A 21364-nucleotide genomic window follows, 5' to 3' on the forward strand; every position below is an offset into this window, starting at 1 on the left:
TCAGATCCCGCTCCATGAAATGAAGTCTGATAGATCGTTGAGCTGCCGTGGTTCTGGGGCCCCGCTCTGTTCAATAAGGAGCTTCCAATCTCCTTGTCCCCAAACCAACGGCAGGGTTATTGACCCCACCGACCCGTTCTCAACTTGGAAAGCGAGTGTGACCGTTGCGTTGGTTTCTGAGTAACGGTCGAGCTGGAAACCTTGAATCTGGAAAGACTCGTCGTTAGTGCCCGGGGAGTTTTGAACTTCTGCGGTTAGCGCTTCGAGTGCTTCATCTCGTGCTTCGCTATCTGCCACCAACTTTTCATAGAGATCCACTGGATCGCCGGCAATCATGGTGGCGAAGATATTAGAGGCGGCGTACAGGGCACCTGTCGGCGTCTGGGCAAAGCAGGTACGGATCCCGCTCTCGTCAACTACGCCCGGCCCGGCGGTATCGGGAGCTTCTGGAACAGCCATAGTTCCGAGTAGTTCCCAGTCACTTTCGGGCGCAGCGCCAAGGGCTGTGTCCTCGCTTGCTGGTAGCCCGCAGATACTTTCCTCAGCCCCGGCGGCCGTCGCTGACGGGGCTGAGGTTGTTTCAGTGCTGGTTGGTTCGGTTAAACCGGCGTCTGGTTCGTCCCCTCCGCGAGGGATGAAAGCAATAACGATCACTGCCGCTATCAGCGCGAGCACTAGCGCTGCGGAAATGATGAAGCCGGGCCGGGTGAAAGGGTTTCGGTGGTTCTCGTCGGGTGATACGTCACTCATGGGTGATCTCCTGACCAGGGGTTAGACGAACGCGGTAACGAGTCCGGAAGCCCCGGCGACCACGACACAGCCAGCGAGGGTCCAGCCGAGCTTGGAGAGTCCTTCGCCGCCTTCGCCGCGTCGGACCTGGATCATCATTGTGATACCGGCGATGATGACGCCAAGAACGCCCAGGGCGAGGGCGATCCATGCGGCCCAACTGAGGATCGTGAGCAACCCTTCGGAGCCGGGAGGGGCCTCGCCGCCACCAGGGTTAGGGATCGTCGCTAGTACGTCTACAGCTTTGATTTGGAGGCTGAGAGCTGCTGAGTGAAGCATGGTGGACCTTTCAATGAGAGGCGTCGCTGCTGCCCTGGTTTAGGGCAGTAGCGAATTGATTTCGGTAACGAATTTGCGGGTTTCGCGTGGCAGTTGTTCTGGTGACACGTCGCCTGTCCGCCAGGCGTCTACCCATGGCAGATGCCATGAGCGTGGTGCTCCCCCGGCGACGATGGTTTCAAAGTCGCGCAATTCTTTCGGGAGCTTTCCCGGAGCGTCAGCTAAGACAGCCAGCCCCAGGAGATTCACCTCCGGAGCTTTCGGAGCCGCCCACTCAATGAGTGCTCGCTGAGCTGATTCCAGCCCGTTCATATTGGATCGGCAGACCAGCAGAACACGGGGAGGCATCCCCGCATTCTCGAATGCTGGCCAGGTGTGCTGCGTAGAGCGGGACCCGTCGATCAAGCGCGTTACCGTGCTTTCTCCCGCTCCCCCATGCACACCCACGACCCATAACGTGGCAGAACCGGACACGTACCGCCAAGGAAGCCGGTCAGCTGCGTCAGGTTCAGGGATCCCCTTCTGGGGTGTTGCAGCACCGGTCAGGGGTGGGACCATAGCTGCAGGGGTAGGTATGACGTCTGGTTTACTAGACGTCGGGTGTATCGAAGCGATCCAAGGATTACTCACGAACATCACAATATCAAGCTTTTGTGAACTAAGTGAGTACCTGAGGTGAGTTAGCTAATCGTTGCTACAAGAGTTGGACAGGATGGGATGGAGGATATGACCTCTCCCGAAACGACGTCACAACATCAGAGCTTTCTTGACCGGCCGGCGCGGGTTATCAGTGAAATTTTCGCCCCAGTCGTTTTGGTGGCCACCCTGATTCTGGTGAGCAGTTTCATCCCTGATGGGTTCATGGCCGGATTGCCTTTCGCCTTGGTGGCGGTTTTCTTTATTGCTGTGCTGCCGTTCGCGGTGGTCATGGTTTTGACTCGGAAGGGCAGGCTTACGGACCATCACATCAGCCGGCGTACCCAGCGGGCACCCGTGCTGGGAGGAGCTATAGCTTCGGTGTTGGTCGGATTATGGGTTCTTTCCGCGATGGGCGCACCGGCTGGGTTGATGGCCATGATTGTCAGTGTTTTGCTGGGAATCATCGTGGTGTTAGTGGTCAACCTGGGTTGGAAACTCTCCGCGCACACAGCGGTCGCCGTGTTCTTTGCCGCGGCCATGGTGTTTTACTTCGGCCCTTGGTGCCTGCTTGCAATGCTCGTACCTGGTTCAGTGGGATGGTCTCGAGTCCATCTAGGAGCACACACGGTAGCCCAGGTGCTCGCAGGTGCAGCCGTGGGATTGCTGATCGGTTATGGTTTCGCTCAATTAGCCCCGTAATCAGGCTGCACTAGTCCGGCGGGTCTGACTGCTGCACTAGTGGGACGTGGTGATGAGGGCCTTTTCTTTTTTGGCGTAGTGGCGTTTTGATGCCCACGTAATGGTCGGTGCCAGGGCAACGAGTATCAGGGCCGTGTAGACGGTGGCATCGACGGCCACTTCAACATTGATCCAAATGTCCGTCAGGAGGAGGGCTGGAAGAACTGATACCAGTGCGAACCCAGTGGCGAATAACGTTGAAGCGACGCGCAAGACGGGAAGCGCTGAGCTATCTAGTGCTGCTTTGAACGTCCACGGCACTAGAAGCATGGCGATGAAGGCCGGGTAGAGGCGACTGGCCAGCCGGTATAGCTCCACCCAGGATTGATCGGCATAGGAATTGAGTCCCATGGAGGACACGGGCACGTCGGCGACCCAGAACATGACAATCATGGCCAGAGAGGTCCCGAGGAAAACCCGACGCCCCCAAGCCCCGGTAATGACGTCGCGGACCGGCTTGCAAGCGAGGGCATCAGCGACACGAAGCCCCACGAGGATAAAAGCCACGTTCAGGGTGAGCCGTGAAATGAGGTTGGCGGCGTTGACCCCACCAAGTGCTTCATCGACGGGAAGGTAAACCGCCGGGATGGCCAGAGCCAGGACGACGCTGATCAGCAGAAACGTCGCTAGGGTGGCTCGGTTCTGACCCTTCAAGGCCGCAGGGACACGAAGCGCAGCCAGAGTGAGGCACAGGGCAAGGAGGGCTATGGGGATTAGTTCAGTCATCCCAGGTTCTCCCAATACTCCTTCGCTTGGTCCCGGTCGTGGGTTTTACCCCAGTACTTTCTATTTTGTATGGCAAGTTTCTGGGTAGCAATGGAGAGAAGATCACTATCACTCTGTGCTTGTAATGCGTTGAGGCGAGCCTCCGGCGGCCAGTCACCCTCCTGCTCAGTAAGTAGGCCAGTGACCACGAGCCCGCTAGCTAAGGACACTCCTGCGTACCGTGCGACGTCAATCGCAATGTCGGCGGGCAGGGTCCTTTTGAGCCTGGAGGAAAAGGTCGAGGTAGTGACACCAAGCCGAGTAGCCATGGCAGTGCGCAGATCCCCAGGATCAATGGCGTCTATCCATGCCCGCGTCGAGTCCGTGTGCGGGAAGGCCCTGAGATCACCGGGCATGAACGGTAACAACTCATCGGCGCGGACCAGAACTTCTCGCAGGATATCCAGGTAGTGGACTTGGCTAATCAGTTCAGCGTCCGTTGGCGGCTTGGTCCCTAGCGCAAGGTCTGTGTACTGCTCAAAGGAGGACAACTCCTCCAGTGCAGAGAATTCATAGGCGCGCGCTATTGCGACAACCGTTGCCTCAGATACTTTCCCTCGCACGATCTGCTGGTGCAGGGTGGTCCACTTGAGTCCTGTGGCCTGGGAGATCTCTCGCACGCTTCGCCCAGGAATCTTGGCATCAGACCACCGCTGAAACTCATGCGCGGTGATGGTCATGCCATGGGCCTTCCGGACGGGGATCTGACAGCTTCAGCCTACCCACCCACCATCTAGGCATTCACGAGATTCACGTTATGATAAAAACCGTAAAGATGTGAGTGCTGGTTGGTGACGATAGGTATGTATGCAGTCTAAAGGTCTGTTCTACACGGCGGTGGTTTTAGTGCCGACGCTGTTTCTTGGGCTGATCCTGATGCTGGTGCTCCTCGGTAGTAGTGACCAGACCGCGTCAGCGAGTGACTGCACTCCCGCCAGTGATTCAGAGATAGACCCTGAGGATCTGCCCACGGAAACGATTGCCGGGTATTCCGGGGAACAGTTGGTTAATGCCGCCCTGATTGTGAGCGCGGGCGAAGCACTGGATCTGAGTGTGAAGGGTCAGACCATCGGCGTGATGACCGCTATGGGTGAATCCAGTCTCCAGGTGCTCGACCGTGGCGACGGACCCGGCCCGGATAGTCGGGGTTTGTTCCAGCAGCGCGATAACGGCGCTTGGGGTTCTTACGAAGACCGGATGGACCCCACGATCAGCTCGACTAACTTTTTCAACGCACTCCAGGACGTTGACGGCTGGGAATCCCTCTCCCCCAGTGAGGCCGCTCACCGGGTGCAGCGCAATGCTGACCCGTTCCACTACACCCAATACTGGACCGATGCTATCGACGTCGTTGAAGCCGTCGCTGACATTGAAGGACTCGAAACCTGCCTCACCGGTGGCCCGCAGCTCGGCGGTGAAGGCGACGATCTGCCGTGGCCTAACTCCCCTTACTGCGCTATCGGAGGGACGTGCCCATCAGGGGCCGTGTCCCCGCTGGGCATGTACAACCGGGAGTGCACAGACTTCGCCCTGTGGCGGCTTAATGCCATGGCCGGCGTTACCAGCGATCCATGGAAGTTCCACAACTCAGACCTCACCCTCGGAAACGCCGAACAATGGCTCAACGCTTGGAACCGGCAAGGCTGGGATAGCGGCCAGGAACCAGAAGTCGGAGCCGTGGCCTACTACGCGGCCAACGTCGGCGGGGCCGGATCAGTCGGCCACGTCGCTATCGTCGCCGGAATCAACGACGACGGCACAGTGGCGATCGAGGAATACAACGGCATGGCACCACCTGACGATCACCAGTACAGCACCCGCAACATTCAGCCCGACGAAGTTAGCGCCTACCTCTACTTCCCCGGCGACGACTAAGGAGAACACCACATGACTACCCCACTCCCAAACGCACGGAAACACAGAAAGATGTATTTCCGTGCTGGCAGTCTAGGCATGACAGCTGTAACGGTTCTGCTCTGCACAGCGTGTTTCAGCGGCGACCAGACCAGCTCCAGCAGTGAGGAAGCCACGACAACACCGGAGCCGACACCGACAAGCACCTATACGCCTTCACAGAGCGTCGGAGACGGCCCGCAGGCACCTAACGCGGACGAGGTGCCCGAGAATCCTGAATGGACTCCCGAGGATGAGGACGCGGCCAAGCAGGTAGCTGAGGATGCGTTAGCGGACTTCGCCCGCCCCGACGTGGAGGAAACCCAGTGGGCCAACGATTTCGCCCGCTGGCTCACCCCCGAGGCGACTACTTCCTATTCAGCAGTGGACCCGGCGAACGTTCCAGTAAAAGAAGTGACTGGCCCCGCGACCCTGGACATTGATGAAACCAACGGGTTCGGTGTGATTGCTACCGTGCCCACTGACATAGGCGACTACGGGGTTCAGCTCCTACGCCAGGGCCAGGATGAGCCGTGGAAAGTGAACCGGCTCTACCCGCCCGAAGGTGCTAATTAACCACACCACGATTATTGAGTAAATGAGCTAATACTCATCTACTCCTTCATTCGCTTACCGTTCCGCCTCTGATGTAAGGAAACCAGCACCATGACTATCAACCAGGTCGAAGTACCGGCCTTCCCCAATGTGAAAGCTATTGTCCGTGCCAACGGCACCGGAGAAGTCGTCATTTCCGGGAACTCCCGGCCCATCGACGCCCCCGACGAAACCACGCTGCGCCGCGAGGCCATGAACATCGTCATTGATCTAGCCGGCGTCCTTAGCCGCCCGATCCGCGTCTATACCGAAGGCCCCGAGGGAGACGGCGAACTCGTCGTGCACCCTGACGGGAACATTGAAGAAATCGCTGCTGAAACCAAGGGCCGTAGGCGACGGGCCGAAACCCCGGTCACGACTACGGCACCGCCCGTGATTCATGTAGACGACACGGTGAGCGAGGACACCATCAAAAGGCCGCTGCCTCCCATCGAGCCAGCTGCGGCTCCCGCGCAGGAGGCCACCAGCGCCTCTGTGCCGCCGATAAGCTCAGTGCCCCGCTCAACGCCCGCACCGATAGCGCAGGAGCCGCAGGCGCCGGCACAGGCACCGCAGGCAGTGTCCCCGGACACTGCGCCGACCGCTGCCGCCCCAAGCACACCGGCAGCAGCGCCAACCCCTGAACCGCTTACCCGGCGGAGCCTGAAAGATACGTCGTTCCTGGTCAGCGATCCCGTGGTGCAGCCAGCGACCCGCGGATTCCGTGGTGCCATGAGCCGGATGGGTCTGCGTATGAGCCCTTCCGAATCGGAAATGGCCGAACGCGCCGACATTCACGCTGTCTCCCAGCACTGGCCGGGACCGCGCACTATCGCCGTGGTGAACCGTAAAGGCGGAGCGAACAAGACCCCGACCGTGGCAGCCCTGGCGGCAGTATTCGCCCGCTACGGCGGTGGTGGTGTCCTCGCGTGGGACAACAACGAGAACCAAGGCACTCTCGGCTGGCGGACCGAGCAAGGCCCCCACACGTCAAGCGTGCTGGATCTGCTGCGCGATAAAGAGCAGCTACTCTCCCCCACCGCGCACAACGCCCTGCTGGCCCACTACGTGCACCACCAGACCGAGGACAAGTACGACGTGCTGCGCTCGGACGAGAACGACGAAGGAGATCACGAGATCTCCGCTGACGAAGTGGACGCCGTTCACACCGTAGCCGCCAAGTATTACCGCATGATCGTGATGGACAGCGGAAACACCGCAAGGGCCGCGAATTGGCGGGCCATGATCGGCCACACCAATCAGCTCGTCATCCCCACAACGACCATGGAGGACCGCGCAGAGGCCGCGAAACTCACCCTGCAAACTCTCGCAGCACGAGATGAGCACTCAGCCCAGTTGGCCGAAAACGCCGTCGTCATCATTTCCCAGTGGAAAGCCGAGGACGGCGACGAAGCCCGCCGAATCGCTGACGGCTTCGCACCACTGGTCCGCCGCGTGGTCACCGTTCCTTATGACCAGGCGCTCAAAGCCGGACGCATCCGACACACTGCTTTGAAACCAGCCACACAGCGTGCTTGGCTCGCAGCAGCAGCAGCCGTAGCGCAGGGATTGTGAGCTTGGGACACCAAATAATGCGCGACACGCCCGCCGCGTCCACCACTTACGCGTTTCAGAAACCTAGAGTTCGACGTATGGCAATTCAGAAACGCGCATCCGGTGGACGCCCATCTAAGGGGGACCGCCACGTTCTGACGACCCGAATCCCCACGGCTCAAGCAGAAAAACTCTTTGCCGTTGCCGATGCACAGGGGATCTCGGCCAGCTCCTTTATTGCCGAAGTCATGGCGGAAAAGCTGGCAACCATTGACCTTGAACAGCTAACTGGTCAGGAGACGCTGCCCCTCTACAAAGCTAGTTAAACGAAGAAGGCCCGCCTAGACGGCGGGCCTTCATACGAGTTATTCCAGCTCTCCACCCCAAATGCTTGGCGGCTACCGGGTGAAGGGCTTCCATAAACACACCCTCAAAGGGGTCCATTTATGCTGCCCACTCTACACGCAATAATTGATACTGAAACAGATTCAGCTACGCCGCGCCGGAAGATCCGGGGCCGGTACCGCTCCCCCGGCGCAGAGCTAACTGTTGTCCCTGAGGACCATAAGCGCACAGACCAGCCTCTCGACGGCGGTATTCTCGGCCCAGTACCTCAAAGCCCTCACAGGCGGGTTCCACGGCAGCTTGAGAATGACCCTGACCTCGGGGTCTGAGGAGGATCGGTACGAAATTTCACGTTAGGCGTCAGGCGCCCTTTTACGCGTCCTGTTTGGAGACTTGACCGGGCGCTTTCTTGGGAAGGGCGAACGCGACATCGACGGAGGAATTGGAGGTGAACAGGCTGTTAGTTTCAGAAGTCGTCTGCACTTGAATGTCCGAAGTCGTCTGCACGGGTTGTACGGGGCTACGCAGAGATCGTGTTTTGTGCCTTGTCCGGCGCGGAGCGCGCGTCCGGAGAGCCACCTAATTTAGAGCCTGGCGTAGGCCCAGCCGTCCCATTGGCGCTGGGCCAGGTGGGAGATGGCCGCGGGAACCATGTCAATGCCGGGAGCGAGGCCTTTTTCTTCCAGGCCTGCTGAGCGCATGCTGTTGCCGCAGGCAAGGATGCTCACGTCCAGGTGCCGGGCGCTATTGACGGCCTCCGTGGCGGGTGAGTTTGTGGCGAGGAGTTTGACGCCGGGGCCCTGGACCACCACTTCGATGCCAGTTCCCGGGGTGAGTGCGGCACGGGCGTTGGAGGCGCGGCGGAGGATGCCGGCAAGGGCGTCCTGCTCAAGCGGCCCAGCGGAGTGAATGAGCAAGCCCCTGCCGTGTCCATCTTTCACGGTTTCTGCCGGCGTCCTGTTTATGGACCTTTACTTTGTTGCATCACTCAGCCCGGCGAGGGCTGTACGGAGTCGGGTGCCGGCGTCGTCTGCCACTTCTTTCACGGCCGGCGTGTCGCTGAGCTGGACCATGGTCTGCGGGTCAATGGCCTCGATGATGGTCACGGCTGCGTCCTCGCTCCGCCGCACCACCACGTTGCACGGCAGCAGTGCACCGATTTCGGGCTCTGCGGCGAGGGCACGGCTGGCCAGGGCCGGGTTGCAGGCGCCGAGGATGACGTAATCCCCGACGGCATCCGCAGCTTCGGCGCCAAGCTTGGCTTCGAAGGTGGACCGGACGTTGATTTCGGTCAGGATTCCGAACCCCTGCGCGGCCAGGGCCCCGCGGGTGCGTTCCAGCGCTTCCGCCCAGGGAAGGGAGACGGTGGTGGCCAGGGTGTACGTCATGATGCTCCTCGAAGTTGCTCGGCGGTCCGCTGTTTAGGCGAGGGAGAGGAAAAGCTTTTCCAGGTCTTTCCGGTCCATGGTCGCGTCCTTCTGGACAATGCACTGCTCCAGGCCGGTGGCAATGATGGCGAAGCCGGCACGGTCAAGGGCTTTGGACACGGCCGCCAGCTGGGTGACGACGTCCTTGCAGTCCCGGCCTTCTTCAAGCATCCGGGTGACGGCGGCAAGCTGGCCCTGTGCGCGCTTGAGGCGGTTGATCACTGGTGTGAGTTCGGTTGGGTTTAGTTCCATGAGGGTCTCCATCGATGGGGGTGCTGCCCTCAACTATATACCCCTATGGGTGTTTTGACTACCCCCGGGGGTATGTGCAATACTCCGTGGGGTATCCACCCGACCCCTTCCGAGAGGCCACCCATGACGTCCCCTTCCACGGCAACAGCCGTTACCGCACTCGCCCCCGGAACCCTCCAGTCCTGGTTCAAAGAGCACCAGGACCTCGTGGTGATCGACGTGCGTTCCGCCGCCGAATTCGAGTCCATGCACATCCGCGGCTCCTATAATGTGCCGCTGCCGCTGCTCTCCGAGCACACGGATGAGCTGGCGGCCCGGCTGGGCAGCCGCGTTGTGCTGGTCTGCCAGTCCGGCGTCCGGGCCGAGCAGGCACGGCAGCGCCTGGGCGGTGCCGGCATCGGCACCGCTTACGTCCTGACCGGCGGTGTCCCGGGGTTCGCGGCCGCCGGCGGCGACGTGGTCCGCGGCAAGGACCGCTGGGACCTGGAGCGCCAGGTACGCCTGGCTGCCGGCTCACTGGTGATGCTGGGCCTGGTGGGCGGCAAGTTCGTTTCCCCGAAGATCCGGATGCTTGCCGGCGCCATTGGCACGGGTCTGACCTTCTCCGCCGCGACGAACACCTGCGCGATGGGCCAGGCGATCTCGGCCATGCCGTGGAACAAGGCCGCCAAGGAGCCTACCCGCGAAAGCGCCATCCTGCAGTTCCCGGTCGGCCCGGCCGTAGAAGCCGAGGCCAAAGCGTCGTGACCGTGACCCTGTTCCTTGTCCTTGCCCTGTCCGTGGTCATCGGGCTCTCGCTCGGTGTCCTGGGCGGCGGTGGCTCCATCCTTACTGTCCCGATCCTGGTCTATGTGGCCGGATTCGAGGCCAAGGAAGCGATCGCGGCGTCCCTGTTCGTGGTCGGCGTCACCTCCGCGGTGAGCGTGATCAGCCATGCCCGCGGCGGAAGGGTGATGTGGCGGACCGGTTTGATCTTCGGCGCCGCCGGCATGGCGGGCGCCTTCGTCGGCGGGCTGCTCGGCGGCCGGATCCCGGGTCAGGTCCTGCTGATCGCCTTCGCCCTGATGATGGTGGCCACCTCTGTCGCGATGCTCCGCGGCAGGAAAAAGGCCGGCGGGGCTGACGGCGCCGAACCCGTGAAGCACGAACTTCCCCTGGGCCGGGTGCTGCTGGACGGCGCCGTCGTGGGTCTGGTCACCGGCCTGGTAGGCGCCGGCGGCGGGTTCCTCGTCGTTCCCGCCCTGGCACTGCTGGGCGGCCTGCCGATGTCCGTGGCCGTCGGAACCTCACTGGTGGTCATCGCCATGAAGTCCTTCGCCGGGCTCGCCGGCTACCTCACCACGGTGCACCTGGACTGGGGCCTGACCCTGGCCGTCACGGCAGCCGCGATAGTGGGTACCCTGGTGGGCTCCAAACTGGCGGGCCGTATCCCGGAAACAGCCCTGCGGAAAGCATTCGGCTGGTTCGTCCTGGCGATGGGCACCTTTGTCCTGACCCAACAGGCGCCGGAGGACCTGCGCTGGATCATCGTCGCCGGTGTTGCTGCCCTGGCCGTGACTGCTGCCGGAATCTGCTGGTTTTTCGTCAACTCCTGCCCGTTGCGCAAGAACGACAGGAACAGCGCCCACCGAAGCGGCCAGCACTCTCCGGCGTGACCGGCAGCCGAGCCAGTACCGCTGCCGCCCCGCCGGGGCGCCACTTGATCAATACGAAAGGAATGAACGTCATGGGACTCATCAGCTCCCTGAAGAAGGCATTCAGCAAACCCTACAAAACCGTCTCCGTAGCCGAGGCCAAGGACCTTCTTTCCTCCGGCGCTACCTTGATCGATGTCCGCTCTGCCCAGGAATGGCGCACCGGCCGGGCGCCCCAGGCCAAACACGTCGCCCTGGACCGGCTGCAGACCAGCACCGCCGGCATCCAGAAAACCCGGCCGGTGATCGCGATGTGCGCCTCCGGGGTCCGCTCGGCCTCCGCAGCCCGGCTCCTCGCCGCCCAGGGCTACGAAGCCTACTCCCTCCGCGGCGGCATAGGCGCCTGGCGCCAGGCCGGCGAAACCGTCCGCTAACCACACCACCCCGCTTTTGACCCGGAACTTTCGAAGGAGAACCCCATGGCTGAAATCACCGTCACCGAAACCGACCAGCGTCGCGACCAGGCCCGGATCCTTGATGTCCGCGAAGACTTCGAAGTCGCCGACGGCATGATCCCCGGCGCCCTGCACATCCCCATGGGACAGCTGCAGACCCGCCTGTCCGAACTGGACCCCAACGTCCCGGTCATCGCCGTCTGCCGCAGCGGGAACCGGTCCGCCCAGGTCGCTGACGCGCTCAACGGTGCAGGCTACACCGCGGACACCATGGCCGGCGGCATGACAGCCTGGACCCGCGCAGGCCTCCCCACCACCTGACCCCGTCATCTGAGCTCCCTTCAGGGCTCCACATCCTCCAAGCGCTTCGGACGACACCGGAAGGACACGAACGGATCATGGCAACCATCAACGTCACCCAAGAGAGCCTCGCTGAAGCCCTGGAGAACAACGGGATCGTCCTCGTGGATTTCTGGGCAGCCTGGTGCGGCCCGTGCCGCATGTTCGCCCCCACCTACGAGACAGCCTCCGTAAAGCACCCGGACATTGTCTTCGCCAAGGTGGACACCGAAGCTGAGCAGGCCCTCGCCGCAGCGGCCGGCATCATCTCCATCCCCACCCTGATGGCCTTCCGCGACAAAACCCTGGTCTTCTCCCAGCCCGGCGCCCTGAACGCCCGAGGACTGGAGCGGGTCATTCAGGCCGTGAAAGATCTGGACATGGACAAAGTCCACGCCGAAACCGCCCGGCAACAGGCCTGAAAAGGAACCACCACATGGCAGCCACGCGGACCATCACGGCCGATGAACTCGCCGCCACCTGGCCCGCAGCCGTGGTGGTCGACGTCCGCAGCCGTGAGGAATACGCCATCGCCCACATACCGGGCAGCCTCAACATCCCGCTGGATGACATATCCTCCCGGCTGAAGGACCTGCCGAACACCACGCTGCACCTGCTGTGCGGCTCAGGCAAGCGCAGCAGCCAGGCCGCACAAATCCTCGCGGACCACGGTTACGAGACCGTGAACGTCGCCGGCGGGATCACCGAGTGGTACCGCAACGGCCGCCCCGTTACCTACGCCGCGGCCCCGGCCGACAACCCTCCTCCTGACCGGCGGCGCTCCCTCGGTTCCCTCCGGCACCGCCTCTTGAGGCGGGCGGCGCGGACCTCCTGACCCTCAGGACCAAGACCAGCTCTGGCCTTGCGTTATACCCCCTAGGGTATTATTATTGTTATCAGAACAACGGGGAACGCTCCCCACCACTTCCGCGAAGGAGAGCACCACATGCTTATCGAGCGTATTTACGATGAAGACCTCGCCCAGGCCAGCTACCTGATCGGCTGCCAGGCCAACGGCACGGCTGTCGTGGTCGACGGCCGCCGCGACATCGCGGTCTACCAGGACCTGGCCGCGAAGAACGGCATGAAGATCATTGCCGTCACCGAAACCCACATCCACGCCGACTACCTCTCCGGTACCCGCGAACTTGCCGCCGCCACGGGCGCGAAGATTTACGTCTCGGGTGAGGGCGGGCCGGACTGGCAGTACGAATTCGACGGTGAACGGCTCTACGACGGCGACGCGATCACCGTAGGCAACATCAGCATCCAGGCCGTCCACACCCCCGGGCACACCCCCGAACACCTGTCGTTCCTCGTGACCGACGGTGCGTTCAGCGACCAGCCCGGCTACCTGCTCTCCGGCGACTTCGTGTTCTCCGGCGACCTGGGCCGGCCGGACCTGCTGGACGAGGCAGCCGGCGGGATCGACACCCGGTTCGAGGGCGCCAAGCAGCTGTTCGCGAGCCTGCGGGATAAGTTCCTGACGCTGCCGGACTACGTCCAGGTCCACCCCGCCCACGGCGCCGGCAGCGCCTGCGGCAAGGCCCTGGGCGCCGTCCCCTCCTCCACCGTCGGCTACGAACGCCTCTACTCCTGGTGGGGACCTTACCTGGCCGCGAACGACGAGGCCGGTTTCATCACCGAGCTCCTCGACGGCCAGCCCGACGCCCACGCCTACTTCGGCCGGATGAAGCGTGAAAACCGTCAAGGACCGGCCGTCATGGGCGAACGCGCCCCGCTGCCCGAACTTACCACCGGGATCGTTGCCGCGGGCCTGGCAGAAGACACTCTGACCTTCATCGACACCCGCCCCAACAGCGAAGTCCATAAGGGCACCGTGGTCCGGTCCCTGAACGTACCTGCCGGCAAGTCCGTAGCGAGTTACGGCGCCTGGGTGGTGAACCCGGAAACCGATCAGAACCCCCTGGTACTCCTGGCCAAGGACCAGGAACAGGCGCAGGACATGTGGGACCACCTGGTACGGGTGGGCATCGACAACGTCGCCGGCTACCTTACCGGCATCGACGGGCTGCCCACCTTCACTCCGAAGCTGATCCAGCCCGAGGAACTCGACGGGTTCGACGCCGCCATGGTGCTCGATGTCCGCAACAAGACCGAGCACACCGCCGGGCACGTCCCCGGCTCCCACCAGCTCAGCGGCGGCCGCGCCATGTGGCACCTGGATGAGCTTCCGGCCGAAGGCACTATCGTGAGCTACTGCCAGTCCGGCGTGCGGAACTCCGTCGCGGCCAGCGCCCTGCGCCGGGCCGGGTACGACGTCGTCGAGCTCGAGGGCAGCTACGCTGGCTGGCAAACCTGGCAGAACTCCGGCCAGTCAGCCAAGGCCTAGAACCACCGGCACTGCACGGCCCCTGAAAGTCCACGGTCAGGAACGGCCTGGCCGTGCACGACAAGAGATAAGGAATCCCCTTTGATGATGAACGGCTTTGGTATGGGCGGGATGGGACTTGCCTGGATCTTCTGGCTTCTGCTGATCGCGGGCGTAGTCGTGCTCGCCGTGGTGCTGGTCAAAGCCTTCACCCGCAACGCCGGCGGCAACACCCCCGCCGATCTGCAAGGACCACCGCGCACCGGTGTCGGCCCCGCCCGGGCCCGGGAGATCCTTCAGGAGCGCTACGCCCGCGGCGAGATCAGCGCCGAGGAATACCAGGAACGGCGGCGGATCCTGGAGGAGAACGGCCCGTGAGGCAGCTGACACGCCGCCAGCTGCTGGCACTGGGTGCGGTCGGAGCCGGCGCTACCGCTGCCGGCGGCGCCGGGCTGTGGCTGACCACCGGCACCGGCTCCGGCTCCGGATACGCCGGGGGTGAGGACCTGGCCGAACCCCAGGTGCTGGCCAGCCGCGGCGGCGTACTGGAACTGGACCTGACCGCCGCGCCGGCACGGGTCCGCGTCGGCGGGCGGGAGGCCTCCGTTCAGGCGTTCAACGGCTCCCTGCCCGGCCCGACCCTGCGGGTGCACGCTGGCGACACGATCCGGATCACGATGCGCAACGGGCTGCAGGCTCCCACGAACCTGCACGTGCACGGACTGCACGTCTCCCCGCAGGGCAACAGCGACAACCCCTTCGTCAGCATTGACCCCGGCGGGTCCTTCGACTACGAGTTCAGCCTGCCCGGGGACCACCCGCCGGGTACCTACTGGTACCACCCCCACCGCCACGGCCACGTCGCCGACCAGGTCGCCGCCGGCCTCTACGGGGCCATCGTGGTGGAAGACCCCGACCCGGTCCCGGTCACCCGGGACCGGGTGCTGGTGGTCTCCGACCTGTCCCTCGACGCCGACGGCAATCTCGCCGAGGTAAACCAGATGCAGCAGATGATGGGACGCGAGGGACAGATCGTCCTGGTCAACGGGCAGGTCCGCCCGCAACTGCGCGCCGCCCCCGGAGAACGGGAGCGGTGGCGGATCATCAACGCCTGCCCCTCCCGGTACCTGCGCCTGGCACTGGAGGGCCAGGGGGTCCGGCTGCTCAGCCGGGACCTCGGACGCCTGCCGGTCCCCGAGGACGTCACCGAAGTGGTTCTCGCCCCTGGCAACCGCGTTGAGCTGCTCGTGGAAACCCGAGAGGGATCCTCCACCCTCACCGCGGCCCCTGTGGACCGCGGCAGCATGAACGCCATGATGAGCGGGGCCATGAGGGGTGACAACGTACCCGGTGGCGACCCGGTCGAACTGCTCACCCTGGCCGTCTCGGGAAGCGCCGGCACTGACCCAGGGCCCGTGCCCGAGGGACAGCCGCTGCGCGATCTGCGGAACGAACCGGTCACCGCCGCCCGTACCCTGGACTTCGCCATGGGCATGAACGGAAACACGGGCATGAACGAAAACATGGGCGGGGGAATGGGCATGGGCAGCGGACAGGGCACCATGATGGCCTTCACCATCAACGGACGGAAGTTCGACCCCGAACGGCTCGACGAGACGGCAGCAGCCGGGACCGTGGAAGAGTGGACCCTGGCCAACTCCAGCCCCATGGACCACCCCGTCCACCTGCACGTGTGGCCCATGCAGGTCGTCCAGGACGGCGGCCGCGACGTGACCAGGCCCACTTGGCAGGACGTGGTCAACGTCCCCGCCCGCAGCCAGGTGAAAGTCCGGGTGGCCTTTGACGACTTTCCCGGCCGCACCGTGTTCCACTGCCACATCCTGGACCACGAAGACCAAGGCATGATGGCCACCGTCCAAGCCCGCTGACCAGCCAGCGACCGCGGGAAAACTCACTGCAACCCATGGCTCTGCAACCTGTGCCCTACGACCCCCGGTGCGGATACGTCCAGAATCAAAACAGACACGGGCGGGTAAACGGCCGGCTCCACAGGGACACCGCCGTCGGCTCAGCCGGATACCGCACCGAACACCGACAGGATCCGTCAATGGCCTCAGGCAACACCCCGCCCGCCGGCAGCCCCGAACCCCAGCGGGCATCACGCTGGGCCTGCGGCAGAACCTGGCCCAGTTCATGCTCCTCGTCGCCGTCAACGCCCTGGTCGGCGGCACCCTTGGCCAGGAGCGGACGGTGCTGCCGCTGCTCGCCGGACAGGTCTTCCACCTCGACCAGTACACCTCCGCCCTGACCTACATCCTGGCGTTCGGGCTGGCCAAAGCCGCCACCAACTACTTCGCCGGAACCCTCTCGGACCGCCACGGCCGCAAACCCGTCCTGGTCGCCGGCTGGCTCATCGCCCTCCCGGTCCCGGTCCTGCTGATCTACGGGCCGTCCTGGGGCTGGATCGTCGCGGCCAACGTGGTGCTCGGCATCAGCCAGGGCCTGACCTGGTCGACCACGGTGATGATGAAAATGGACCTCGTCGGCCCCGAACGCCGCGGCCTGGCCATGGGGCTGAACGAAGCAGCCGGTTACCTCGGCGTCGCAGGCACCGCACTGGCCACCGGTTACATCGCCTCCACCTACGGGCTGCGTCCAGGGCCGTTCCTGCTCGGCGCCGCCTTCATCGCGGTCGGACTCGGCCTGTCCGTCCTGGCCGTGCCGGAAACCCACCACCACGCCAAGGCCGAAGCCGCCGCCCATGTCCCGGTCCACGCCGGAAGCCAGGCCGGGCTGAGCAACCGTGCCGTCTTCACCCTGACCAGCTTCCGCGACAAATCCCTCTCCTCCGTCAGCCAGGCCGGGATGGTGAACAACCTCAACGACGGCCTCGCCTGGGGACTTTTCCCCGTCCTGTTCGCCGCCGCAGGGCTCAGCATCGAACGCATCGGCATCCTCGCCGCTCTCTACCCGGCCGTCTGGGGCGCCGGGCAGCTGGTCACCTACGCGCTCTCGGACCGGATCGGGCGCAAACCCCTGATCGCCGGCGGCATGTTCGTCCAGGCCGCGGCGCTGGGCATGGTCGCCTTCGGGAATGACTTTGGAATTTGGCTTGCCGCCGTCATCCTGCTCGGTGCCGGCACCGCCATGGTCTACCCGACGCTGCTTGCAGCGATCGGCGACGTCGCCCACCCCGGGTGGCGGGCACGTTCAGTCGGCATCTACCGGCTATGGCGCGATGGCGGATTCGCCGTCGGCGCCCTGCTCTCGGGACTCATCGCCGACGCCTACGGCATCCCGGCAGCCGTATTGACCGTCGCCGGCCTGACTGCGCTCTCCGGCTTCATCGTGGCCATCCGCATGCGCCCCATTGACCACATAAACCCCCGCCCCACAGGCTGACACACAGGGGATTAGGGCGGCGGCGGGGACAAATAGCCGCCCCGCGGCGCTGAACCGTAGGTTTAGGCCACTTCCCGTTCCCTGTTCACTGCCCGGCAGACTATCTGGAAAAAAGTTTCTCACCGTCCGGACGCAGTTCCCCTGTGGGTGATACGTGCCGGTACAGGGTCTGCCGGGTGATTCCCAGCTCGTCGCAGAGGTCCCCGACCTTGGTGTCGGGCTGGCCCATGGATGCCATGGCGAGCCGGACTTTGGCCGGTGTCATTTTGTAGGGCCGTCCGCCTTTTCGTCCGCGGGCCCGTGCCGAGGCGAGGCCGGCGAGGGTGCGTTCGGAGATGAGCTCGCGTTCGAATTCGGCCAGGGCCGCGAAGATTCCAAAGACCAGTTTCCCGGAGGCGGTGGTGGTGTCGATGGCGGCGCCCTGTCCGGTGAGGACTTTGAGGCCGATGCCCCGTTCGGTGAGGTTATGGACGACGTTGACCAGGTGGCGCAGGTCGCGGCCGAGGCGGTCGAGCTTCCAGACCACCAGGGTGTCGCCGTCCCGGAGGGCTTTGAGGCAGGCGGTCAGGTGCGGGCGGTCGTCGCGTTTGCCGGACGCCTTGTCTTCATACAACTGGCCGGAGTCGACGCCGGCGGCAAGCAGGGCATCGCGCTGCAGGTCGGTGGTCTGTGATCCGTCGGTTTTGGAAACCCGCATATAGCCGACCAGCATCCGGTTGCCCTCCATCATTTATACGTTCGTTTAAGTGACTCGCGGAAGCAAGATCTGTTACCAGGCAAAAAGTGTCATTTAACCCGTTACTTATACTGAGTCATTCAAACGATAGCGGACGCCGCTATCTGACAGGGACCGAGGGAATGTCCGGCCGGCAGACAAGCTGCTTCAACACGGGTCGTTCCCAACGGAGGCTTTTGAAACAGTGCGCCGCTTTCAGCTCAGGCGTCCCGGTCCTCGTCGGGGTTCCGGAAGGGCCGAAGCTGTGTGCCGGCGGGGTCCGCGGTGAAAGAGTAGCGGCCGAGCATGTTGATGTGTTCCGAGACCAGCGGGGAAAGGCGTTGCACGTCTTCTTCGCTTACGCCCACACCTCGGCCGGAGAGCTCGGTGAGCGCGGCGTCCATGTAGCGGGTGTTCCACAGGATCACCGCGTTGAGGACCAGGCCCAGGGCTCCGAGCTGGTCTTCCTGGCCTTCGCGGTAGGACTGTCGGATCTGCCCTCGGCGGCCGTGGAATATGAGTCTGGCCAGGGCGTGCCGGGATTCCTGCAACGTCAACTGCGTATGAATCTGCCGGCGGTAGCCCTCGTCGATGTCGATGAAGTCCAGCAGGTGCCCGGTTTTGGCTATTCTGCCGTACTCCGCCAAAGCTTTTCCGAGCAGAGTCGGCGTCCCGCCGCTCTGGGTCACGCGCAGAATTTCCGAAGCGCGCACCGTCCCGGCGGTCAGGGATCCGGCCAGGCGGAGCATGTCCGGCCAGTTGGCCGTGATGAGTTCCAGATTGATCCGGTTGCGTCCGGCGACGGCGTTCAGCTGTCCATAGTCCGCCGTGGTGCCGATGCGCCAGAACCGTTGATCCGGAAGGCCGGCCAGGCGGGGCGAGAAGCGGTATCCAAGCAGGGTGAAAAGCGCGAATACCTGATCGGAGTAGGAGGCCGTATCGGTGGCAACCATTTCGGGGCGTTGGCCGCCGTCGAGATCGAGCAGCCCGTCCAGAATATGCAGAGAGTCACGGACCGTCCCGGGGACGACGACGGCACCCAGGCCCGCCACCTGGTCGTTGAGATAGTTCAGCCAGGTCAGGCCACGGCCCTGGCCGAAATAGCGCGGGTTCGCCCCGGCGTTGACGGTAGCCACCGGCACCACAAACCGCATTCCATCAACGGACGCCAGCAGCCCGGCACCCCAACGCTGGGCGAGGCCAAGACCGGACTGGGCCTGGATCAGCCGGGAGTTAGCCGCGCGCAGAGTGTCGGCGCGCACATAGTTTTGATCGACATGTGACAGGCGTCCACGGGTCAGTGCCGGATGTCCGTCCTTGACCACCGGGGCCAGGCCCACGTTGCACGCCTCGGCCACCAGAATGGCGGCGACGGAAACGCCGAGCTGCTCCATCCGTGCGGAGGCCTCCGAAACGTGGCTGAATTCCGACAGGAAGCCCGTCCAGGAATGAACTTCCAACAGCACATCGGGCAGGTCTACCCGCGGCAGCATCGCCGACACCAACCCCCGAAGCTGCGTCAATGACTGAGGTACCGTCCTGGCTTCCAGGGGCGAGAGATGAACCTTGCCGTCATCGCTAACCCGTACCGCGGGATTGTCGGCCAATTGACCGGCCGCCGCCCGGTAGCGCGCGTCCAGGCTCTGGCGGACCCCCTCGAGGTGGGCCGTGGGATCTTCAGGCAGCTGGAGCGCTCTCAACGTCTCATGCTTGGTCGCCTGCCATGCCGGGCCGGCCAGCAGCCGTGCCCTGGGATCCCCCCAGCGGCGCCCGCCAAGAACGAAAATATCCCTGCGCCGCAGCGCTTTGTGGACGGCATCCATTACCGCCACCGTATAGGCCCTGCGGTCGATCCCTTCGGAAGTGTTGATAAGGCGCTGCCAGGCTGGCGAGAGAACGGACAGATCAGCCTGTCCTGAACCGGTTTTACCGCCGCTCAGAACGTCCGGCAGCGCTGTCAGTGCCGCCAACGTCGGGGCCCCGCCTGCCGTGGCCCCAAAGGGCGCCGCCGATGCCAAAGCCGGCAGGAACGAACGCACCGTGGTGAACCGGCGCATCATCTCGGCCGCGGTGTCGCCCTCGCTGCCGGCCGGATTAACCAGCTCAGTCACAACCTCCACCGCAGCACGCAACTCGGGCAACGAAATTTGCTCGGCAAGCACCGATGCGGCATCTGCCCCGGAAAATTCCGTATTGCCCAGGACCTCAACCAGTGTTTCCGCAGCTCTGGCCAGCTGCAGCGACGCCTTCGACAAGCGGGGCAGGGACTTCAACCGGGCTGTTGCGGATTCCCGCGCCGCTTTGCGGACCACACGTTCGGTGACGATCGCATCCAGGGCATCACACAAATCATCGGCAACCTCGGCCGTCAACGCCCGCACGGCGCACAGCAGAGTGGCGCCCCTGCGTTGGCCCGACAGCCCCTGAAGCGCCGAGGCCTTGCCTGCCAGCCCATAGCGGGCTAGGGCGTTCATCCGGCCCGCGGGCACCGTCTCCAGGCCAACAGTCTCCGCGCCCAGAGCCCGCAGGCGTGCCAGCCGGTCCAGCTGCCGCAGCAATTCCGGCACCGATACCCTTGAAGGTCCCGTCCTCAGCCTTTCCCACGCGGTCAGCCTCGAACCCTCCTCAACGCGAAGCAGACCCTCCAGCTCATGGATCAAGGAGTGTCCGGCCGCGTCAACCAGCACGGCATAGAGCCGCTCATTCGCGCCGGCGCGAACCTCTGAAACCAGGCGAGTCAACGTGGAGACGCCCGGAAGAAGGACCTTCCGCTCACGCAACCAGACCGCCGCACGTTCAAACAAGCGAACCGGTCCTTCCGACGACGTCCACGCCCGGGCCGATAAAAACAGCTTCAGATCCTGGTAACTGGCCGGATCAGCGAATTCCACGTACCCGTAGACAGCGGAGATCTCCGCAGCATGCTCATAACCGGTCTGTGTCCGCTGCGCGTAAAGCTTGAGAACGGAGGCATCCGCAATCCCAAGTTGTCCAGCCAAGGACTCGACCACCGGCCAGGGAACAGCCAACGGATCCGTCAGGAACCGGCCCAAGACCCGCACCGTAGCCAACTGCACGGCGAATCCCAGACGGTTGTGCATCCCCCGGCGGCGGCCGGCTACCGCCAGATCGGCATCATCCAGCCAGCAAAAGCGTTCCAGGTCCTCCCGCGATACCTCATCAGGGAACCGCCCGAACCCGGCGGCCTGCTCATCACTTAGAAAATCAACCGCCATGGCGCCAATTCAACA

Annotated in this window: 25 protein-coding genes; 15 read left to right on the forward strand and 10 right to left on the reverse strand. The window is 63.7% G+C overall.

Going from position 1 to position 21364, the window contains the following annotated elements; all coding sequences use genetic code 11:
• The 3 genes from HMI57_RS13865 to HMI57_RS19590 are packed head-to-tail and all read right to left on the reverse strand — an operon-like array spanning window position 1 to window position 1704.
• Window positions 1-750 carry a hypothetical protein gene (locus HMI57_RS13865; protein WP_171586592.1) on the reverse strand — a complete coding sequence of 250 codons (750 nt, stop codon included), beginning with the start codon at window positions 748-750 and terminating at the stop codon, window positions 1-3.
• A gap of 21 nt (window positions 751-771) precedes the next feature.
• Window positions 772-1068 (reverse strand): hypothetical protein, encoded by a 297-nt coding sequence (locus HMI57_RS13870; RefSeq protein WP_051317570.1) that lies wholly within the window; start codon window positions 1066-1068, stop codon window positions 772-774.
• A gap of 39 nt (window positions 1069-1107) precedes the next feature.
• Window positions 1108-1704 (reverse strand): DUF6668 family protein, encoded by a 597-nt coding sequence (locus HMI57_RS19590; RefSeq protein ID WP_171586593.1) that lies wholly within the window; start codon window positions 1702-1704, stop codon window positions 1108-1110.
• A gap of 81 nt (window positions 1705-1785) precedes the next feature.
• Here HMI57_RS19590 and HMI57_RS13880 point away from each other — a divergent pair, with 81 nt between their 5' ends.
• On the forward strand, window positions 1786-2406 hold the full coding sequence (locus tag HMI57_RS13880; protein ID WP_171586594.1) for a phosphatase PAP2 family protein: 621 nt from the start codon (window positions 1786-1788) through the stop codon (window positions 2404-2406).
• Between the two features lie 36 nt (window positions 2407-2442).
• Here HMI57_RS13880 and HMI57_RS13885 read toward each other — a convergent pair whose 3' ends face one another.
• Together HMI57_RS13885 and HMI57_RS13890 are read right to left on the reverse strand one after the other, a co-directional pair.
• Window positions 2443-3171, reverse strand: coding sequence for a hypothetical protein (locus tag HMI57_RS13885; RefSeq protein ID WP_171586595.1), 729 nt, complete (start codon window positions 3169-3171; stop codon window positions 2443-2445).
• Window positions 3168-3890, reverse strand: coding sequence for a hypothetical protein (locus HMI57_RS13890; RefSeq protein WP_171586596.1), 723 nt, complete (start codon window positions 3888-3890; stop codon window positions 3168-3170). The genes HMI57_RS13885 and HMI57_RS13890 overlap by 4 nt, the downstream gene beginning before the upstream one ends.
• 127 nt (window positions 3891-4017) lie before the next feature.
• Here HMI57_RS13890 and HMI57_RS13895 point away from each other — a divergent pair, with 127 nt between their 5' ends.
• The 4 genes from HMI57_RS13895 to HMI57_RS13910 all read left to right on the forward strand — a co-directional run bounded on the left by HMI57_RS13895 (window position 4018) and on the right by HMI57_RS13910 (window position 7577).
• Window positions 4018-5085: a CHAP domain-containing protein gene (locus HMI57_RS13895; protein WP_171586597.1), complete on the forward strand. Its 1068-nt coding sequence runs from the start codon at window positions 4018-4020 to the stop codon at window positions 5083-5085.
• Window positions 5086-5163: 78 nt separating this feature from the next.
• Entirely contained in the window at window positions 5164-5679 is a 516-nt protein-coding gene (locus tag HMI57_RS13900) for a hypothetical protein (protein ID WP_228721122.1), read from the forward strand.
• A 90-nt stretch (window positions 5680-5769) separates the two neighbouring features.
• Window positions 5770-7272 (forward strand): chromosome partitioning protein ParA, encoded by a 1503-nt coding sequence (locus tag HMI57_RS13905; protein WP_171586598.1) that lies wholly within the window; start codon window positions 5770-5772, stop codon window positions 7270-7272.
• Between the two features lie 77 nt (window positions 7273-7349).
• Entirely contained in the window at window positions 7350-7577 is a 228-nt protein-coding gene (locus HMI57_RS13910) for a hypothetical protein (protein ID WP_171586599.1), read from the forward strand.
• 603 nt (window positions 7578-8180) lie between these two features.
• Here HMI57_RS13910 and HMI57_RS13915 read toward each other — a convergent pair.
• From HMI57_RS13915 to HMI57_RS13925, 3 genes are read right to left on the reverse strand one after another with little or no spacing between them, the layout of a single operon-like run.
• A complete protein-coding gene (locus HMI57_RS13915; protein WP_216607494.1) occupies window positions 8181-8513 on the reverse strand; it encodes a DsrE family protein in 333 nt (110 codons plus the stop codon).
• A gap of 54 nt (window positions 8514-8567) precedes the next feature.
• The gene (locus HMI57_RS13920; RefSeq protein ID WP_171586600.1) at window positions 8568-8984 is read right to left on the reverse strand and encodes a DUF302 domain-containing protein; all 417 of its coding nucleotides are present in this window, start codon (window positions 8982-8984) and stop codon (window positions 8568-8570) included.
• Window positions 8985-9017: 33 nt separating this feature from the next.
• Window positions 9018-9275 carry a metal-sensitive transcriptional regulator gene (locus tag HMI57_RS13925; protein ID WP_142117514.1) on the reverse strand — a complete coding sequence of 86 codons (258 nt, stop codon included), beginning with the start codon at window positions 9273-9275 and terminating at the stop codon, window positions 9018-9020.
• A gap of 123 nt (window positions 9276-9398) precedes the next feature.
• Between HMI57_RS13925 and HMI57_RS13930 the strand changes: the two genes are divergently transcribed.
• From HMI57_RS13930 to HMI57_RS13975, 10 genes are all read left to right on the forward strand, one after another.
• On the forward strand, window positions 9399-10022 hold the full coding sequence (locus tag HMI57_RS13930; RefSeq protein WP_171586601.1) for a rhodanese-like domain-containing protein: 624 nt from the start codon (window positions 9399-9401) through the stop codon (window positions 10020-10022).
• Window positions 10019-10930, forward strand: a complete 912-nt coding sequence (locus HMI57_RS13935) for a sulfite exporter TauE/SafE family protein (protein WP_171586602.1) — start codon at window positions 10019-10021, stop codon at window positions 10928-10930. Before HMI57_RS13930 ends, HMI57_RS13935 begins: the two co-directional genes overlap by 4 nt.
• A gap of 71 nt (window positions 10931-11001) precedes the next feature.
• Complete coding sequence (locus tag HMI57_RS13940; RefSeq protein WP_171586603.1) at window positions 11002-11343, forward strand: rhodanese-like domain-containing protein; 342 nt, start codon at window positions 11002-11004, stop codon at window positions 11341-11343.
• Between the two features lie 45 nt (window positions 11344-11388).
• Entirely contained in the window at window positions 11389-11685 is a 297-nt protein-coding gene (locus HMI57_RS13945; protein WP_171586604.1) for a rhodanese-like domain-containing protein, read from the forward strand.
• Between the two features lie 77 nt (window positions 11686-11762).
• Complete coding sequence (locus tag HMI57_RS13950; RefSeq protein ID WP_171586605.1) at window positions 11763-12125, forward strand: thioredoxin family protein; 363 nt, start codon at window positions 11763-11765, stop codon at window positions 12123-12125.
• Window positions 12126-12139: 14 nt separating this feature from the next.
• Entirely contained in the window at window positions 12140-12538 is a 399-nt protein-coding gene (locus HMI57_RS13955; RefSeq protein WP_171586606.1) for a rhodanese-like domain-containing protein, read from the forward strand.
• A gap of 111 nt (window positions 12539-12649) precedes the next feature.
• Window positions 12650-14056 carry an MBL fold metallo-hydrolase gene (locus HMI57_RS13960; RefSeq protein WP_171586607.1) on the forward strand — a complete coding sequence of 469 codons (1407 nt, stop codon included), beginning with the start codon at window positions 12650-12652 and terminating at the stop codon, window positions 14054-14056.
• A gap of 84 nt (window positions 14057-14140) precedes the next feature.
• A complete protein-coding gene (locus tag HMI57_RS13965) occupies window positions 14141-14413 on the forward strand; it encodes an SHOCT domain-containing protein (RefSeq protein WP_171586608.1) in 273 nt (90 codons plus the stop codon).
• Entirely contained in the window at window positions 14410-15924 is a 1515-nt protein-coding gene (locus tag HMI57_RS13970; RefSeq protein WP_171586609.1) for a multicopper oxidase family protein, read from the forward strand. Before HMI57_RS13965 ends, HMI57_RS13970 begins: the two co-directional genes overlap by 4 nt.
• A 265-nt stretch (window positions 15925-16189) precedes the next feature.
• Entirely contained in the window at window positions 16190-17398 is a 1209-nt protein-coding gene (locus HMI57_RS13975; RefSeq protein ID WP_171586610.1) for an MFS transporter, read from the forward strand.
• A gap of 100 nt (window positions 17399-17498) precedes the next feature.
• Here the strand turns inward: HMI57_RS13975 and HMI57_RS13980 are convergent, their stop codons facing one another.
• Both HMI57_RS13980 and HMI57_RS13985 read right to left on the reverse strand, forming a co-directional pair.
• Window positions 17499-18110: a recombinase family protein gene (locus HMI57_RS13980; protein WP_169997921.1), complete on the reverse strand. Its 612-nt coding sequence runs from the start codon at window positions 18108-18110 to the stop codon at window positions 17499-17501.
• A gap of 224 nt (window positions 18111-18334) precedes the next feature.
• Window positions 18335-21349: a Tn3 family transposase gene (locus HMI57_RS13985; protein ID WP_171586611.1), complete on the reverse strand. Its 3015-nt coding sequence runs from the start codon at window positions 21347-21349 to the stop codon at window positions 18335-18337.
• Between the last annotated feature and the right edge of the window lie 15 nt (window positions 21350-21364).

It is taken from the genome of Arthrobacter sp. 260 (genome assembly GCF_013116745.1).
GTDB lineage: Bacteria > Actinomycetota > Actinomycetes > Actinomycetales > Micrococcaceae > Arthrobacter_D.